This window comes from Nocardioides sp. LML1-1-1.1 (assembly GCF_040676175.1).
GTDB lineage: Bacteria > Actinomycetota > Actinomycetes > Propionibacteriales > Nocardioidaceae > Nocardioides.
On record NZ_JBEGHK010000001.1, the window covers coordinates 588339 to 605016 of the forward strand.

General features: G+C 73.1%; 16 protein-coding genes. 13 read left to right on the top strand and 3 right to left on the bottom strand.

Annotated elements, in window-relative coordinates; all coding sequences use genetic code 11:
* Positions 1-42: 42 nt before the first annotated feature.
* Positions 43-546, bottom strand: coding sequence for a MarR family winged helix-turn-helix transcriptional regulator (locus MRBLML1_RS02890; RefSeq protein ID WP_364511110.1), 504 nt, complete (start codon positions 544-546; stop codon positions 43-45).
* An 88-nt stretch (positions 547-634) separates the two neighbouring features.
* Between MRBLML1_RS02890 and icmF the strand changes: the two genes are divergently transcribed.
* From icmF to MRBLML1_RS02905, 3 genes are all read left to right on the top strand, one after another.
* Positions 635-3820, top strand: coding sequence for a fused isobutyryl-CoA mutase/GTPase IcmF (gene icmF, locus MRBLML1_RS02895; protein ID WP_364511113.1), 3186 nt, complete (start codon positions 635-637; stop codon positions 3818-3820).
* Between the two features lie 103 nt (positions 3821-3923).
* Entirely contained in the window at positions 3924-4289 is a 366-nt protein-coding gene (locus MRBLML1_RS02900) for a YciI family protein (protein ID WP_364513102.1), read from the top strand.
* 46 nt (positions 4290-4335) lie between these two features.
* A complete protein-coding gene (locus MRBLML1_RS02905) occupies positions 4336-5595 on the top strand; it encodes an RNA polymerase sigma factor (RefSeq protein WP_364511115.1) in 1260 nt (419 codons plus the stop codon).
* Here MRBLML1_RS02905 and MRBLML1_RS02910 read toward each other — a convergent pair.
* Entirely contained in the window at positions 5592-6908 is a 1317-nt protein-coding gene (locus tag MRBLML1_RS02910; protein WP_364511117.1) for an MFS transporter, read from the bottom strand. The two genes, MRBLML1_RS02905 and MRBLML1_RS02910, sit on opposite strands and share 4 nt — an antisense overlap.
* Before the next feature lie 255 nt (positions 6909-7163).
* Between MRBLML1_RS02910 and MRBLML1_RS02915 the strand changes: the two genes are divergently transcribed.
* From MRBLML1_RS02915 to MRBLML1_RS02945, 7 genes are all read left to right on the top strand, one after another.
* Positions 7164-7661: a thioesterase family protein gene (locus tag MRBLML1_RS02915; RefSeq protein ID WP_364511119.1), complete on the top strand. Its 498-nt coding sequence runs from the start codon at positions 7164-7166 to the stop codon at positions 7659-7661.
* Between the two features lie 22 nt (positions 7662-7683).
* Positions 7684-8430 carry a helical backbone metal receptor gene (locus MRBLML1_RS02920; protein ID WP_364511122.1) on the top strand — a complete coding sequence of 249 codons (747 nt, stop codon included), beginning with the start codon at positions 7684-7686 and terminating at the stop codon, positions 8428-8430.
* A gap of 102 nt (positions 8431-8532) precedes the next feature.
* On the top strand, positions 8533-8763 hold the full coding sequence (locus MRBLML1_RS02925) for a hypothetical protein (protein WP_364511125.1): 231 nt from the start codon (positions 8533-8535) through the stop codon (positions 8761-8763).
* A 49-nt stretch (positions 8764-8812) separates the two neighbouring features.
* The gene (locus MRBLML1_RS02930) at positions 8813-10030 is read left to right on the top strand and encodes an AGE family epimerase/isomerase (protein WP_364511127.1); all 1218 of its coding nucleotides are present in this window, start codon (positions 8813-8815) and stop codon (positions 10028-10030) included.
* Positions 10027-10953, top strand: a complete 927-nt coding sequence (locus tag MRBLML1_RS02935; RefSeq protein ID WP_364511130.1) for a PfkB family carbohydrate kinase — start codon at positions 10027-10029, stop codon at positions 10951-10953. Before MRBLML1_RS02930 ends, MRBLML1_RS02935 begins: the two co-directional genes overlap by 4 nt.
* 11 nt (positions 10954-10964) lie before the next feature.
* The gene (locus MRBLML1_RS02940; RefSeq protein ID WP_364511133.1) at positions 10965-11261 is read left to right on the top strand and encodes a type II toxin-antitoxin system VapB family antitoxin; all 297 of its coding nucleotides are present in this window, start codon (positions 10965-10967) and stop codon (positions 11259-11261) included.
* A gap of 4 nt (positions 11262-11265) precedes the next feature.
* Positions 11266-11832: a LytR C-terminal domain-containing protein gene (locus MRBLML1_RS02945; RefSeq protein ID WP_364511136.1), complete on the top strand. Its 567-nt coding sequence runs from the start codon at positions 11266-11268 to the stop codon at positions 11830-11832.
* On the opposite strand, the gene MRBLML1_RS02950 is transcribed toward MRBLML1_RS02945, so the two are convergent.
* Positions 11829-13334, bottom strand: coding sequence for a potassium/proton antiporter (locus tag MRBLML1_RS02950; RefSeq protein WP_364511139.1), 1506 nt, complete (start codon positions 13332-13334; stop codon positions 11829-11831). The two genes, MRBLML1_RS02945 and MRBLML1_RS02950, sit on opposite strands and share 4 nt — an antisense overlap.
* Before the next feature lie 68 nt (positions 13335-13402).
* On the opposite strand from MRBLML1_RS02950, the gene MRBLML1_RS02955 reads away from it, so the two are divergent.
* The 3 genes from MRBLML1_RS02955 to MRBLML1_RS02965 all read left to right on the top strand — a co-directional run bounded on the left by MRBLML1_RS02955 (position 13403) and on the right by MRBLML1_RS02965 (position 16677).
* On the top strand, positions 13403-14881 hold the full coding sequence (locus MRBLML1_RS02955; RefSeq protein WP_364511142.1) for an FAD-binding protein: 1479 nt from the start codon (positions 13403-13405) through the stop codon (positions 14879-14881).
* 127 nt (positions 14882-15008) lie between these two features.
* A complete protein-coding gene (locus MRBLML1_RS02960; RefSeq protein WP_364511145.1) occupies positions 15009-16178 on the top strand; it encodes a pyridoxal phosphate-dependent aminotransferase in 1170 nt (389 codons plus the stop codon).
* Position 16179: 1 nt separating this feature from the next.
* On the top strand, positions 16180-16677 hold the full coding sequence (locus MRBLML1_RS02965; protein WP_364511148.1) for a putative T7SS-secreted protein: 498 nt from the start codon (positions 16180-16182) through the stop codon (positions 16675-16677).
* Position 16678: the final 1 nt, after the last annotated feature.

The window sequence follows — 16678 nt, forward strand, 5'->3', positions numbered from 1 at the left end:
GGGCGGCACACGCACGCACCACGTGCGGGCTGAGCGCGGGGCTCAGGCCGGGAAGTCGCCCGACGCCTGCCGCACCTTGCGCAGCAGGTCGTAGGCGTCGCCCTGCTGCCCGTCGTCCAGGCCGGTGATCGCGAACTCGATCGCGCTGACCGCCTTGGTCGCCTTGCGCACGGTCGAGCGGCCGGACGGCGTCAGCCGGGCCAAGGTACGACGCCGGTCGTCCTCGTCCGGGACCCGCTCCACGAAGCCCTGCGCCTCCAGCCGGTCGATCGCGCTGGTGACCGAGGTGGGGTGCACCATCAGCCGCTCGCCGATCTTGCTCAGCGGCAGCGAGCCGCGCTTGCTGAACAGCAGCAGCACGAGCACCTCGTAGCGGGAGAAGGTGAGCCCGAACGGCTTCAGCGCGCCGTCGAGCGCGCTCATCATCAGCTGCTGCACGCGCATCACGGAGGTCGCCAGGCGCATCGAGGTGGCGTCGCCGAAGTGCTCCTCCCACAGCTCGCCCGCCCGGTCGATCGGGTCGAAGGGCAGGCGGGGCGCGGACATGCGCCCGACCCTAAGGCATCGCGCCCACTTCACAGATTTAGTAGGACGTCCTACTATCGGAAGTCCGAACACCTTGGAGGCCTCCCGCATGCCCGACTCCACCCTGCACGTCCCGCAGCACCCGGTCCGCCTGGTGACCGCGTCCAGCCTGTTCGACGGGCACGACGCGTCGATCAACATCATGCGGCGGATCTTCCAGTCGCAGGGCTGCGAGGTCGTGCACCTGGGCCACAACCGGTCGGTGGCCGAGGTGGTCGAGGCCGCGATCGAGGAGGACGTCCAGGGCATCGCCGTGTCGTCGTACCAGGGCGGGCACGTGGAGTACTTCGAGTACCTCGTCGAGCTGCTGCGCCAGCGCGGCGCCGAGCACATCAAGGTCGTCGGCGGCGGGGGCGGCGTCATCGTGCACGACGAGATCGACCGGCTGCGCGCCTCCGGCGTCACCATCTTCTCCCCCGAGGACGGCCAGCGCCTCGGCCTTCCGGGCATGGTCAACACCGTCGTCGCCGAGTGCGACACCGACCTGTGGGAGACCGCCGCGGTCACGGCCGAGCAGGTCGTCGCCGGCGACCGTACGGCGCTCGCCCGGGCCATCACCGGCGCCGAGCTGGGCCGCCTCGACGACGCCTTCCTGGCCCGCGTCCGTGCCGCGCACGAGGGCCGCCGGGTCCCCGTCCTCGGGATCACCGGCACCGGCGGCTCCGGCAAGTCCAGCCTCACCGACGAGCTCGTACGACGCCTGCGGATCGACCAGCAGGACAAGGTCCGGGTCGCGGTCATCGCCGTCGACCCCACCCGCCGCAAGGGCGGCGGAGCGCTGCTCGGCGACCGGATCCGGATGAACAGCCTCGACCTCACCGGCCACGGCCTCGACCGCGACCGGGTCTACTTCCGCAGCCTCGCCACGCGTGGCGCGCACGAGGTGCCCGAGCACCTGACCGACGTGCTCGACGTGGTGAAGGCCGCCGGCTTCGACCTCGTCGTCGTGGAGACCCCCGGCATCGGCCAGGGCGACGCGGCGATCGTGCCCTTCGTCGACACCTCGCTCTACGTGATGACGCCGGAGTTCGGCGCCGCCTCGCAGCTGGAGAAGATCGACATGCTCGACTTCGCCGACGCCGTGGCGATCAACAAGTTCGAGCGGCGTGGCGCCGCCGACGCGCTGCGCGACGTGGGCCGCCAGATGGTGCGCAACCGCGAGGCGTTCGGCAAGCAGCCCACCGACATGCCGGTGTTCGGCACGTCCGCGGCCACCTTCGACGACGACGGCGTGACCGCGCTCTACCAGCACCTGCGCGACCTCCTCGTCCCGCAGGGCCTGCCCGCGGGCGAGGGCATGCTCGCGCCCGTCGAGAGCAAGTTCTCCACCCGGATCCAGCAGGTCCTGCCCGCCGACCGGGTGCGCTACCTCGCCGAGATCACCGAGACCGTGCGCGGCTACCACGCCGCCACCGAGGAGCTGGTCGCCAAGGCTCGCCGTGCGCAGCACTTCGCCACCGTCGCCGGCGAGCTGGTCTCGACGGGCTCGACCACCGGGGACGAGATCGCGGCGGCCGCCGCGCGCGCCCACGACGAACTGCCGCTGGACCTGCGCGACGAGCTCACGGCGTGGCCCGGTGTCGTCGCGTCGTACGACGAGGACACGGCCAGCAACGGCCGCGAGTCGCTCTCCGGCAACCGCGTCCCCCGCGTCGCCGTGCCCCGCTTCGAGGACCACGGAGAGCTGGTCCGCTTCTGGCGCCGGGAGAACCTCCCCGGGAAGTTCCCCTTCACCGCGGGCGTCTTCCCGTTCAAGCGCGCCGACGAGGACCCGGCCCGGATGTTCGCCGGCGAGGGCGACCCGTTCCGCACCAACAAGCGCTTCAAGCTCCTCTCCGAGGGTCAGCCGGCCACCCGCCTGTCCACGGCCTTCGACTCGGTCACGCTCTACGGCCGCGACCCCGACGAGCGCCCCGACATCTACGGCAAGGTCGGCACCTCCGGCGTCTCCGTGGCGACGCTGGAGGACATGAAGGCGCTGTACGACGGCTTCGACCTGCTCTCCCCGACGACCTCGGTCTCGATGACCATCAACGGCCCGGCCCCGACGGTGCTGGCGTTCTACCTCAACACCGTGATGGACCAGGCCCGCGAGCGCGGCATCGACCCGTACGACGCGATCAAGTCCGTGCGCGGCACCGTCCAGGCCGACATCCTCAAGGAGGACCAGGGCCAGAACACCTGCCTGTTCTCCACGGAGTTCTCGCTGCGCTGCATGGCGGACATCCAGGAGTGGTTCATCCAGCAGCAGGTGCGCAATTTCTACTCGGTCTCCATCTCCGGCTACCACATCGCCGAGGCCGGGGCGAACCCCATCAGCCAGCTCGCCTTCACCCTCGCCAACGGCTTCACCTACGTCGAGTCGTACCTCGCGCGCGGCATGGACATCGACGACTTCGCCCCCAACCTGTCGTTCTTCTTCTCCAACGGCATGGACCCGGAGTACTCCGTGATCGGCCGCGTCGCCCGCCGGATCTGGGCGGTCGCGATGAAGGACAAGTACGGCGGCAACGAGCGCTCGCAGAAGCTGAAGTACCACGTGCAGACCTCCGGTCGCTCCCTGCACGCGCAGGAGATGGACTTCAACGACATCCGCACCACGCTCCAGGCGTTGATCGCGATCTACGACAACGCCAACTCCCTGCACACCAACGCCTACGACGAGGCCGTCACCACCCCGTCCGCGGAGTCGGTGCGCCGCGCGCTGGCCATCCAGCTCATCATCAACCGCGAGTGGGGCCTGGCGATGAACGAGAACCCGCTCCAGGGCTCCTACGTCATCGACCAGCTCACCGACCTCGTCGAGGAGGCCGTGCTGCTGGAGTTCGACCGGATCTCCGAGCGCGGCGGCGTGCTCGGCGCCATGGAGACCGGCTACCAGCGGGGCCGGATCCAGGACGAGTCGATGCTCTACGAGCACCGCAAGCACGACGGCACGCTGCCGATCATCGGCGTCAACACCTTCCGCGCCCCCGGCGGCAGCGACGGCACGCCCGACCACATCGAGCTCGCCCGCGCGACCACCACCGAGAAGGACTCCCAGCTCGACCGGGTCCGGGACTTCCAGGCTCGCCACGCCACCGACGCGGCCGCGGCGATCGCCCGGCTCAAGGAGGCCGCGACGAGCGGGGAGAACGTGTTCGCCGTCCTGATGGACGCGGCGCGGGTCTGCTCGCTCGGCCAGGTCACCGAGGCCTTCTTCGAGGTCGGCGGGCAGTACCGGCGGAACGTCTGAGATCTTTTTCGCGGTCGATGTCGAAAGCCTGGTCGCTCGTTCGACGTAGGTTCGTAAATCACTCACCTACGAACCAGAAGGACTGATCGACATGCCCCGTTTCATGGGACTTGTGCGGATGGAAGAGGGACAGGGCCAGCCCCCGCAGGCGCTGTTCGACGCGATGGACACCTACATCGGGGAGCAGGCCGGCAAGGGCCACTTCCTCGACGGTGGCGGGCTCTACGGCCTGGAGGACGCGGTGAACTTCGTCGTCCGCACCGGCGAGGTCACCCGGGTGGACGGCCCGTACGCCGAGGCGCGCGAGGCCGTCGGCGGCTGGGCGCTGCTGCAGTACGACACCCTCGAGGAGGCGATCGCCAACCAGGAGGAGTTCGCGCAGCTGCACGCGACGTACTGGCCTGAGTGCTCGATGGTCGCCACCCTGCGCCAGGTGCCCGACGAGGCACCCACCCCGGCCGAGGGCTGAGCACCACCTGACGTCCGCGCCGTGCGGCCGGCCCTAGGCTGGCCGCATGGCCGACGCCACGACCGCCGACGCGATCACCGCCACCTGGCGCGCGGAGTCGGCTCGTCTCGTCGGCGCCCTCGTCCGGATGACCCGAGACGTCGAGCTCGCCGAGGACCTCGCGCAGGACGCGCTGGTCGCCGCCCTCGAGGCGTGGCCGGCCCAGGGCGTCCCCGCCAACCCTGCCGCCTGGCTGATGACGACCGCCAAGCGCCGCGGGATCGACCACGTCCGGCGTGCGGCGAACCTGCGCCGCAAGACCGAGGAGCTCGGCCGCGCCGCGGAGGAGGTGAGCCCGATGCCCGACCTGGATGCCCAGGTGGACCACATCGAGGACGACGTCCTGCGGCTGGTCTTCCTCTGCTGCCACCCCGCGCTCACCCCCGAGTCGCGCGCCGCGCTCACCCTGCGCCTGGTCGGCGGCCTGACCACCGACGAGATCGCCCGTGGCTTCCTCGTCCCGAGCACCACGATGGGCCAGCGCATCTCGCGCGCGAAGAAGACGCTGACCGAGGCCGGCGCGCAGCTGGAGCTGCCGACCGGCGCGGAGCGCACGCAGCGCCTCGACGACGTGATGGCGGTCGTCTACCTGATCTTCACCGAGGGCTACGTCGCCACCGCGGGCGACGACTGGACCCGCCCCGACCTCGCCCGCGAGGGCATCCGGCTGGCCCGGCTGCTCGCCGAGGTCGCGCCCGAGGAGCCCGAGGTGCACGGCCTCCAGGCACTGCTGGAGCTGCAGGGGTCGCGGCTGGACGCGCGCACCGACGCCGACGGCCAACCGGTGCTGCTCGACGACCAGGACCGCGACCGCTGGGACCAGCTGCTCGTCCGTCGTGGCCTCGCCGCGCTGCGCCGGGCCGAGGAGATCGCGGCGCGCGGCGTACCGGTCAGCCGTTACTACCTCCAGGCCGCGATCGCCGCCCTGCACGCCCGCGCCGCGAGCGCCGCGGACACCGACTGGCCCCGCATCGCCCACCTGTACGACGTCCTGGCCACCGCCGCGCCCGGGCCCGTCGTCGAGGTCAACCGCGCGGTGGCGCACGGTCGCGCGGCCGGCCCGGACGCGGGCCTGGCCGTGCTCGACGCGATCCCCACCGACGCGCTGCGCGACTCCCCGCTCGCGCCCAGCGTCCGCGGCGACCTGCTGGAGCGGGCCGGCCGCCACGACGAGGCGGCGACCGCGTTCACCGAGGCCGCGGAGCGGACCCGCAATGCAGGTGAGCGCGCGCTGCTGGAGCGCCGCGCGGCCGCCAACCGCGCCTAGCCGACGAGCCGTCCCCGCTGGTCGAGCTGGTCGAGCTGGTCGAGCTCGTCGAGACCCCGCTGGTCGAGCTCGTCGAGCTGGTCGAGCTCGTCGAGACCACCGGCCGGCGCCGGCGGCGAGAGCCGCCAGTTCACGAGCCCGGCGACGAGCACCAGCCCCGCCGCCACCAGCGGTACGACGAGCGCCGCGCCCGTCCCGAACCGGTCGGCCAGGTTGCCCGTCACCACGGACGCGGCGGCCTGCCCGACGATGACGGCCGAGCCGAGCATCGTCATCACCGTGGCCGAGCGGCCCACCGGGCTGCGCAGCGCGCCGAGGCTGTACTGCGTCACCATCGTCGGACCGACGCCGGTGCCGATCACCAGCAGCAGCGCGCACATCGCGGCCACCGAGCCGGCGAGGGGCAGCAGCGCCGTGCCGGCCACCAGCACGCCGGCGAACACCAGCCACCGGGCGCGCAGCGAGAAGGCCGAGGGCAGGAAGGCGACGCCGAGGGCGAAGGCGGCCGAGCCGATGCCCATCACGCCGTAGACCAGGCCGGCGCCCTCGGCGTTGCCGTGGTCGCCCATGAAGGCGGTGAGCGAGGTGAGCATGGAGCCGAAGAAGAGGCCCACGCCGAGGATGCCGGCGACCACGACGAGGAGCGCCGGGCGGCGCAGCTCGGCGGCCGGCGCGGGCGCCACGCTCTCCCCGCCGGGCTCCGCCAGTGCGGTGGCGGTCGGGTGCACGGCGAAGGCGGAGACGAAGACCAGGGTGACCACGGCGGCCGCCGCGACCGGCGCCCACGGGTCGAGCGCGGTGCCGAGCAGGCCGACGAGGAAGGGCCCGATGATGAACACCATCTCGTCGGCGGCCGACTCGTAGGCCATCGTCGCGTCGAAGGTGCGCTCCCGCCGGGCAGGGGAGATCCGCGCGGCGATGATCTGGACCAGCCGGCTGCGCGACATCGGCGCGATCTGCGGCGCGCTCGCACCGACCAGGAAGGCGACCGCCAGCACGGCGGCGCCGGGCAGCGGGCTGTAGACCACCCACGCCATCAGCCCCAGCGCGGTGGTGGAGGCCACGCCGGCCACGAGGAGCACCGGCCGCTGCCCGAAGCGGTCGGCAGCGGCACCGAGCAGCGGCCCGAAGCAGGCCGCCCCGATGCCGACCATCGCCGAGCTGAGCCCACCGAACGCGAGCGAGTCGCGGCCGGCGACGACGAGCGTCAGCACGCCGACGACCATCATCGCGTAGGGCAGTCGCGCGACCAGCGCGATCGGGAAGTACGTCGGACCGGTCGCCTTCAGCAGCGACCGAGCGGCTTCGACCATGGTGTCGTCCAAGGGGTCAGGTGCCGCCTTGGACCGCCGGCCGAGCCGGCGCGAGGTAGATACACACAGGTGATCTGTACGCCCCATCCTACGTCGCGCCCGCGCGGGGCGGCAATCGCCACGGCGCCCATGTAACTACGTGTCCAGACCTCTACCAGGGTGGTAGACCACCCGGGTAGATGCCACAACGCCCGGGTAGATGCCGTCGCGGGCGGGTGCGCGCACTCGGCCCGCGACGTGAGTAGGGTCCGTCCCATGAGCACGCAGCCGACGTACGACCAGCTCGTCACCCTGCCCGCCTTCGCGGTGCAGCCGGTCCCCACCGCGTTCGAGGACTTCAACGGCTTCCTCAACGTGCGCCACTACCTCGGGATCGGGAGCGAGGGCCTCGACGAGTCGCTGTACGACGTGGGCATCTCCCAGAACTGGCCGATCGCCAGCGGCTTCGCGTGCCTCTCGGCCGAGCACCACCTGACGTACCTGCACGAGCTGAAGACCGGCGACGAGATGTCGGTGCGGGTGCGCCTGGTCGGCCGTGCCGAGCGCGCGGCGCACGCGGTGGTCTACGTCCTCGACGACACCAACCAGCGGGTGGCGTGCGTCTTCGAGGAGATCTTCCTGTGCGTCAAGCTCGACGAGCGCAAGACCGCGCCGTGGCCGCCGGGCGTCGCCGAGGGCCTGGACAAGCGGGTCGCCGAGCACGCCGCGCTCGGCTGGGAGCCGGCACTGTCCGGCTCGCTCGCGCTGCGCTGAGACACCTGACCGCGGACCGCCGGTGAGCGCCGACGACCTCGGGGCCGACGTCCCGCTCCCCCGGCCCCCGCGCCGGATCGTGTCCCTGGTGCCCTCGATCACCGAGGCCCTCGCGACGGACCTGCCCGAGCGCCTGGTCGGGGCGACGGACTGGTGCACGCACCCGGCCGACCTCGACGTCTCCCGCGTCCGGGGCACCAAGAACCCCGACCTGGCGGCGATCCGCGCCCTGGAGCCGGACCTGGTGGTGGCCAACAAGGAGGAGAACCGCGCACTCGACGTACGACGCCTGCGCGAGGCGGGCGTCCCGGTCTGGGTGACCGACATCGAGACGGTGCCGCAGGCGCTCACCTCGCTGGCCCGCCTGTACGACGAGGCGCTCGCCCACGACGAGCCGGACTGGCTGCGGGAGGCGACGGCGCTGTGGTCGGGTCCGGTGCCACGGGTGCGGGGACGGGTCGCCGTACCGGTGTGGCGGGACCCGTGGCTGGTGGTCGGCCCGCGCACCTACACCGGCGACCTGCTGCGCCGGCTGGGCTGGGCCAACGCCTTCGCCGACGGCGCGGACCGCTACCCGACCGTGGACCTGGCCGCGATCGACCGCGACAGCATCGACCTGGTGCTGCTGCCCGACGAGCCCTACGTGTTCACCGCCGAGGACGGGCCGGAGGCGTTCACGCGGGTGCCGACCCGGCTGGTCCCGGGGCGGCTGCTCACCTGGTACGGACCGGCGATGGTGGCCGCGCGGCACCTCCCGCTGGCACCGTGAAAGCCCCCGCCACTTGCACTGTCGTCGGCATCACATGCCACGACACCGTTTCGTAACCGCGAGGCTTGTTCGCGGAAACCTCATCGGCTCACAGTTGTCTGCATGAAGCAGACGACCTCTCCTGAGACCCAGACCGGCCGTCACCTCGAAGCCGTCGACGCCCACCCCGTCGCGACCCCCGAGGATGCCGCCGCTCTCGCCACCGCCCGCCGCGCCGCCCTGCGCGACCGCCACGCCCAGAACCTCACCCGCCTGATGGAGCAGCGCAGCGACCTGCGCGGCGTCCACCGGCTCGCGGACTTCGTCGACGACGCGGTGCGCTGGAGCGCCTGACCTCCCTCCCCTCCCCCGGCCGGCCCTATGGCCTAGGCTCGATCGGACCATGACGTGGCTCGACGACCTGGCGCTGCGGGGCCGGCTGGCTGACGAGTACGACCGCCTCACCGGCTTCGGTACGACGCTCGTCCACCCTGCCGGTGGTGCCGCCTGGCTCGACGACGCCGGCCGCCCCGACCACGCCCGTGGGGTGCTCACCTGGATCACCTGCCGGATGCTGCACGTGCACGCGATCGCCGCGCTCACCGGCCGGCCCGGGTCACGGGAGCTCGCCCAGCGGTTGCTCGACGGGCTGTCCGGCCCGCTGCGCGACACCGAGCACGACGGCTGGTTGCACCAGCTCGACGCCGACGGCCGGCCGGACCTGGCTGCCGGGAAGTCCTGCTACGACCACGCCTTCGTCCTGCTCGGCACCTCCAGCGCCGTCCTCGCCGGCCTCGACGGCGCCGAGGACCTGCTGGCCGCGGCGAGCGCGGTCTTCCTCGACCGGTTCTGGGACGACGCCGCCGGCCGCTGCCGCGACGAGTGGTCGGCCGACTGGTCGCACCTGGAGCCCTACCGCGGGCTGAACGCGAACATGCACGCCGTCGAGGCGATGCTCGCGGTCGCCGACACCACCGGTGACGTCGCGTGGCGGCACCGCGCGGCCCGCGTCGCAGAGCTGGTCGTCGACCTCGCCGAGCGCTACGACGGCCGCCTCCCCGAGCACTTCGACGCCGCCTGGACCCCGCTCCCGGACCTCAACGCGGACCGCCCGGCCGACCCGTTCAAGCCGTACGGCGCGACCGTCGGCCACGGCCTGGAGTGGTCCCGGCTGCTGCTCACCCTCGACGCGGTCGCGCCCGACGAGCGGCTGCTGCCCACGGCCGAGGCGCTCTTCGACCGCGCGGTCGCCGACGGCTGGGCCGTCGACGGCGCCCCCGGCTTCGTCTACACGACGGACTGGTCGGGGACGCCCGTCGTACGGGACCGGATGCACTGGGTGGTGGCCGAGGCGCTCGCCGCCGCGGCGGCGCTGCGGCAGCGCACCGGGGACGACCGCTACGCCGCGCTGTTCGCGCGGTGGTGGGCCCACGCCGAGGAGGCCTTCGTGGACCGTGCGCAGGGCTCGTGGCACCACCAGCTCGACGCGGGGAACCGGCCGGCGGCGGGCGTGTGGCCGGGCAAGCCCGACCTCTACCACGCGGTCCAGGCGACCCTCCTGCCGCGACTTCCGCTCACCCCCACCCTCACCCGCGCGATCCGGGACGGAGCCTGGCTGTGACCGACGACCACCCCGTGCTCGTGGTCGGTGAGTCCCTCATCGACATCGTCCAGCGAGCCGGCCAGGAGCCGGTGGAGCTGCCCGGCGGCAGCTGCGCGAACGTCGCGCTCGCCCTCGGCAGGCTCGGCCACCACCCGCGGCTCGCGACCGTGCTCGCGGACGACGCCCGCGGTCAGGTGCTGCGGCGCTGGCTGGCCGCGAGCGACGTCGCCGTCGAGGCCACCGCGCCCGCCACCGGGCGCACCAGCACGGCCGCCGCGGTGCTCGACGCGGGCGGAGCCGCGCGCTACGAGTTCGACCTGTCCTGGGTGCCGCCGCGGATCGCCGATCACCGGTGCGACGCGCTCCACGTGGGCTCGATCGCGTCCGTCCTGGCGCCGGGGGCCGACGCGGTGCGGGATCTCGTGCGGCGGGTACGGCGGCAGGCGCTGGTCTCCTTCGACCCCAACGCCCGCCCCGGGATCACCCCCGACCGGGACGCCACCCTGGCGCGGGTGGAGGAGCTGGTCGCGCTGTCGGACGTGGTGAAGGTCAGCGACGAGGACCTGGGCTGGTACTTCCCCGGCGTCGCGCCCGTCGAGGCCGCGTCCGCGTGGGCGAGGACCGGGCCGGCGGTGGTGGTCGTGACCCAGGGCGGCGCCGGCGCGAGCGTCGTCCGTGCCGACGGCCGGGTGCTGCACGTGCCCGGCGAGCCGACCGAGGTCGTCGACACGATCGCCGCCGGAGACACCTTCACCGCCGGGCTGCTCGACGCGCTGCTCACCGCGGGGGTCGCCGGGCCCGGGGCCTACCAGCGGATCACCGGGCTCGGCGACGCCGACCTCACCGCCGTCGTACGACGGGCGCACGCCGCTGCCGCGATCACCGTCTCGCGGCCCGGCGCCGACCCGCCGACGCGCGCCGAGCTCGATGCGGGCCCGTAGACTCCGGGCCCGTGATCTTCAAGCGCGTGGGGGTCGGGCGTCCCTACCCCGACCACGGCCTCGGCTCCAAGGGCTGGGCTGCCGTGCCGCCGCGCCAGGTCCGGCTCGACCAGCTGGTCACCACCAAGGACACCCTCCAGCTCTCGTCCCTGCTCGACGAGGACTCCACCTTCTACGGTGACCTCTTCGCGCACGTGGTGTTGTGGAGAGGTGAGTACTACTTGGAGGACGGCCTGCACCGCGCACTGCGGGCCGCGCTCCAGCAGCGCAACGTGCTGCACGCGCGGGTGATCCGGATGGAGGGCTGAGGGGATGGACGCCCACGACGTCAAGGACGGCAGCCGCTCCGCGATCACCCTCGTGGTGCTCGCGGTCGTCTTCCTCGCCGCCGTCGCCTGGGGCTGGTCGCGGGTGACCTCGCCCTTCCCGGAGAAGGTCGAGGCGGCGCCCTGCACGGACACCCTCGTCTCCTCCGGCGAGGACGTCGCACCGCCGCAGGTCATGGTGACCGTGCTCAACGCCGGCGGCGCCAACGGCCTCGCCGGCACCACGATGGACAAGCTGGTCGGCTTCGGCTTCGGCCAGGGCAAGATCGGCAACGCCCCGAAGGACACCGGGCTGGTCAGTGCGCAGGTGTGGTCCGACGACCCCGGCGACCCGGCGGCGATCCTGCTCGCGTCGTACCTCGGCAAGGGCGTGGACATCGTCGACCAGCCCTCGGGCTACCCGGGCGTGACGATCGTGGTCGGCAAGAAGTTCAAGGGCGTGAAGAAGGGCAAGGCGACGGTGACGGCGCAGAAGGACTCCTATGTCTGCGCGCCGCCGCTGAGCACCGATCCCGACCTGGCGTCGTCGGCCGGGCGTCGGGGGCCGGGCTAGCGGCGCCGGTCGTCGCCGAGCCACTGCGCGAGCCGGCCGCCCCCGCTGACCTGGCGCAGCCGCTGCTCGGTGGCCTCGCGCAGCTTGCGCGGGGTGACGACGATGAGGTCGTCCCCGTGCCGCAGGACCGTACGACGCTCGGGCACCAGCGCCTGGCCGTCGCGGACCACCATCGACACGTTCGCGCCGACGGGCAGCCGCAGCTCGCCCACCTCGACGCCGTGCAGCTTGGAGACCGGGCTGATCGTCACCTGCAGCAGGTCGGCGGCGACGCGCTCCAGCGGCGCGGCCTCGAGCTCGATCCCGCGCGGCTCCGAGCGCCGGGTGACGCGCAGCAGGCGCGCGGCGAGCGGCAGGGTCGGCCCGGTGAGCAGGGTGTCGACCACGACCAGCACGAAGACGATGTCGAAGAGCCGGTCGGAGCCATCGACCCCCTCGGCGAGCGGGATCGTGGTGAGGACGATGGGCACCGCGCCGCGCAGCCCCGCCCAGGACAGGAAGGCGAGCTCGTTCCAGCGCATCGGCTTGACCAGCGCGCTGACGAGCACCGAGAGCGGGCGTGCGGCGAGGGTGAGGATCGCGCAGGCGGCCAGGGCGATGCCGACCGTGCTCCAGCTCAGCCGGCCGGGCGAGAGCAGCAGGCCGAGCATCACGAAGAGCCCGATCTGCGCCAGCCAGGCCAGGCCCTCGACGAAGGAGCGGGTGGCCGCGCGGTGCGGGAGGTCGGTGTTGCCGAGGACCAGCGCGGCGACGTAGACCGCGGCGAACCCGCTGGCGTGCACGGCCGCGGACGCGCCGTACCCGATCAGGGTGAGGCAGAGGATCGCGATCGGGTAGAGGCCCGAGGACGGCAGCGCGACCCGGCGCATCACCCAGGCGCCGCCGAAGCCGGCGACGAGGCCGAAGGCGACACCGGCGAGCAGCTCGAAGACGACGATCCCGGTCGTGCCGAGGAGCCCGTGCTCACCGACGGCGCCCGAGGCGACGAGGGTGACCAGGACGACGGTCGGGGCGTCGTTGAGACCGGACTCGGCCTCCAGCGCGCCGGTCACCCGCTTCGGCAGTGGTACGACGCGCAGCACCGAGAACACGGCCGCGGCATCGGTCGGTGAGCACACCGCACCGAGCAGGACGGCCAGCTCCCAGGGCAGCCCGAGCACGAAGTGCCCCGCCACGGCCATCACCGCGACCGAGACCATCACCCCGACGGTCGCCAGCGACAGGCCCATCCGCATGGCCGGGCGGGCGTCGCGCCAGCTCGTCGTGAGACCACCCTCGGCCAGGATGATCGCCAGCGCACCGAAGCCGAGCGCGTGCGCGAGCTGGGCGTCCTCGAACCGGATCCCCACGACCGACTCGCCCAGGACGACGCCCATCAGCAGGTAGACCAGGAGGCTCGGGAGCCCCGCACCGGCGGACAGCCGGACCGCCAGGACGGCAAGGAAGGTGACGGCGGCGCCCACGAGTACGAACTGGTCGAGCTGGTGGACGTCGAAGGTCAAAGGTCACTCGGCTTTCGTCGGGTGGCGGGTACGTAGTCTATCGGTAGAACGTGTTCTAAAATGAGTCCGTGACGACCACGAGCGACAACGTTCCCGCCGGCCTGGCTATTCCCGAGGCCCTCCCCGTCAGCGCCCTCGGCCAGGACCCGGAGAGCTACGACGTCGTCGTCGTCGGCTTCGGGATCGCCGGTGGCTGCGCGGCGCTGGAGGCCGCCCGCGCCGGGGCCCGGGTGCTGCTGCTGGAGAAGGCCGCGGTGCACGGCGGCACGTCCTCGATGTCCGGCGGGCACTTCTACCTCGGCGGCGGCACCGCGGTGCAGCAGGCCACCGGCCACGACGACTCGGTCGAGGCGATGACGGCGTACCTGATGGCGAGCACGAAGGACCCGGACGAGGAGAAGATCCGTGCCTACTGCGAGGGATCGGTCGCGCACTTCGACTGGCTGGAGTCGCTCGGCTTCGCGTTCGAGCGCTCCTTCTTCCCCGGCAAGGCGGTGATCCAGCCCGGCACCGAGGGCCTGATGTTCACCGGCAACGAGAAGGTCTGGCCCTTCCGCGACGAGGTCGCCCCCGCCCCGCGCGGGCACAAGGTGCCCGTGCCCGGCGACACCGAGGGCACCCGGATCGTGATGGACCTGCTGCGCGATCTGTGCGAGAAGGAGGGCGTCGAGGTCCGCTACGAGACCGGCGCGACCAACCTCGTCACCGACGGGGACGCCGTCGTCGGCGTGGCCTGGCGCTCCTTCGACCTCCACGGGGCGGTCCGGGCGGGCAGCGTGGTCCTCGCCGCCGGCGGCTTCGTGATGAACGCCGACATGGTCGCCCGCTACACGCCCGCGCTGGGCTCGAAGCTGTTCACCCTCGGGTCGACGTACGACGACGGGCTGGGGATCCGGCTCGGCGAGTCCGTCGGGGCGGCCCTGGAGCACATGGAGGAGCCGTTCATCACCGCGCCCTTCTACCCGCCGTCCGCGCGCTGCAAGGGGATCATCGTCAACCGCGACGGGCAGCGCTTCGTGGCCGAGGACAGCTACCACGCACGGACGTCGTACCACGTGATGCAGGAGCCGGGCGCGGTCGCGTACCTCGTCGTCGACAGCGAGCACCTCGGCGAGGACCACATGCCGCTCGTGCCGCTCAAGGACGGCTTCGAGACGATCGAGGAGATGGAGGCCGGGCTCGGCATGCCCACGGGCGCGCTGGTCGCGACGGTCGCGCGCTACAACGAGCACGCGGCGCGCGGCGAGGACCCGGACTTCCACAAGCACCCGGACTGGCTGGCCCCGCAGACCGCCGGCCCGTGGGCGGTGCTCGACCTCTCCCTCGGCGTCGCGCTGTACGCCGGCTTCACCATCGGCGGCATGGCCACGACCGTCGACGGCGAGGTCCGTCGTACCGACGGCTCGGTCGTGCCCGGCCTGTACGCCGCCGGCGCCTGCGCGTCGAACATCGCCCAGGACGGCAACGGCTACTGCTCGGGCACCCAGCTCGGCGAGGGCTCCTTCTTCGGCCGCCGGGCCGGGGCCCACGCCGCCGCCCGCCGTTGACTGGGGCCTTGCACCCCGCGAGTGGGGACTTCCGGCCCGCGAGTGGGGACTTCCGGCCCGCCTCGTGGCCGCAAACGCCTGCTCAGGGGGTAGGAACTACCCACTCGACGCGGCATAGGGTCGGGACGTGACCGACCGCTTCACCGCCGCCGCCCGGGCGAACGTCCCGCCCTTCCACGTGATGGACCTGCTGGCGGGTGCGACGGAACGGCAGCGCACGCACGGCGACCTGCTCAACCTGGTCGCCGGGCAGCCCAGCACGGGCGCACCGGCACCGGTCGCCGCGGAGGCGGTGCGCCTGCTCGGCAGCGGCGACCCGCTCGGCTACACCCCCGCCACCGGCATCGTCGAGCTGCGCGAGGCGATCGCGGGCCACCACCGCCGCCGCTACGGCGTCGAGGTCGCGGCCGACGACGTCATCGTGACCACCGGCTCCAGCGGCGGCTTCCTGCTCGCCTTCCTCGCGGCCTTCGACGCCGGCGCACGGGTGGCGATCGCCCGGCCCGGCTACCCCTGCTACCGCAACGTGCTCGCCGCGCTCGGCTGCACGGTGGTGGAGGTCCCGACCGGCCCGGAGACCCGCTTCCAGCCCACCGTGGAGCAGCTCGCGGAGGCCCACGCGCGCGAGCCGCTCGCCGGCCTCGTCGTCGCCAGCCCGGCCAACCCGACCGGCACCATGCTGCTGCCCGAGGAGCTCGCGGCCATCGCCCGCTGGTGCGAGGACAACGGCGTGCAGCTGGTGTCCGACGAGATCTACCACGGCATCCAGTACGCCGGCGCCCGCGCCGCCTGTGCCTGGGAGACCTCGCGCGAGGCGGTCGTCTTCGGCTCCTTCTCGAAGTACTTCTCCATGACCGGCTGGCGGCTGGGCTGGATGCTCGCGCCCGAGCGGCTGCGCCGGCCGGTGGACGTGCTCACCGGCAACTTCAGCATCTGCCCGCCCGTGCTGGCCCAGCGCGCGGCACTGGCCGCCTTCGACGCGGCGTCGTACGCCGAGCTGGACGGGCACGTCGAGCGCTACGCCACCAACCGGGCGCTGCTGCTGGACGGCCTGCCGCGGCTGGGCATCACCGCGCTGGCGCCGGCCGACGGCGCGTTCTACGCCTACGCCGACGTCGGGCACCTGACCCGGGACTCGATGGCCTACGCCAAGGACCTGCTCGCCCGCACCGGGGTCGCGGTGGCGACCGGGATCGACTTCGACACCGTCGACGGCGGGCGCTTCCTGCGCTTCAGCTTCGCCGGGTCGAGCGCCGACATCACCGCCGCGCTGGACCGCCTCGACGGCAACCTCTGAGGTGGAGGGAGGTTTGGACCGGGCAGATCAGGGAAGGGCGCGACTCATGTACGGCGACAGCGAGGTGATCCGGCGACGCGTGTCGGCGGTCCGGGACCAGGGTGCCGACGTGCGGGCGCTGGCCGACGAGCTGGTCGCCCGGGTCGACGGCCTGGGCTGGACCGGCCGGGCCGCGGAGGCGATGCGCGAGCGGGTCACCGAGCGGGCCCGCCACCTGCGCGCGGCCGCGGACCGGCACGTCGCCGCGGCCGACGCTCTCGCCGACCACGCGGAGGCGGTCGACACGACCGCCGACGAGATCGCCGCCACCGAGGCCCGGGTGCGCGCGCTGGTCACCGACGCGCAGGGCAGGGTCGCCGCGATCGCGGCCCGCAACGAGCGCAACGACGGCCCGCAGATCACCCCCGACCCGCTCGACGAGACCCTCGCGGCGTTCACCCCGCCCCCGGCCGGGCACCGTGACTGGCTCGCCGTCGAGGTCCCCGGGCTGGAGCGCTGAC

Coding starts and splice junctions, on each gene's coding strand:
- MRBLML1_RS02890 (WP_364511110.1), bottom strand. CDS start 546: ATGTCCGCGCCCCGCCTGCCCTTCGACCCGATCGACCGGGCGGGCGAG.
- icmF (WP_364511113.1), top strand. CDS start 635: ATGCCCGACTCCACCCTGCACGTCCCGCAGCACCCGGTCCGCCTGGTG.
- MRBLML1_RS02900 (WP_364513102.1), top strand. CDS start 3,924: ATGGGACTTGTGCGGATGGAAGAGGGACAGGGCCAGCCCCCGCAGGCG.
- MRBLML1_RS02905 (WP_364511115.1), top strand. CDS start 4,336: ATGGCCGACGCCACGACCGCCGACGCGATCACCGCCACCTGGCGCGCG.
- MRBLML1_RS02910 (WP_364511117.1), bottom strand. CDS start 6,908: ATGGTCGAAGCCGCTCGGTCGCTGCTGAAGGCGACCGGTCCGACGTAC.
- MRBLML1_RS02915 (WP_364511119.1), top strand. CDS start 7,164: ATGAGCACGCAGCCGACGTACGACCAGCTCGTCACCCTGCCCGCCTTC.
- MRBLML1_RS02925 (WP_364511125.1), top strand. CDS start 8,533: ATGAAGCAGACGACCTCTCCTGAGACCCAGACCGGCCGTCACCTCGAA.
- MRBLML1_RS02930 (WP_364511127.1), top strand. CDS start 8,813: ATGACGTGGCTCGACGACCTGGCGCTGCGGGGCCGGCTGGCTGACGAG.
- MRBLML1_RS02945 (WP_364511136.1), top strand. CDS start 11,266: ATGGACGCCCACGACGTCAAGGACGGCAGCCGCTCCGCGATCACCCTC.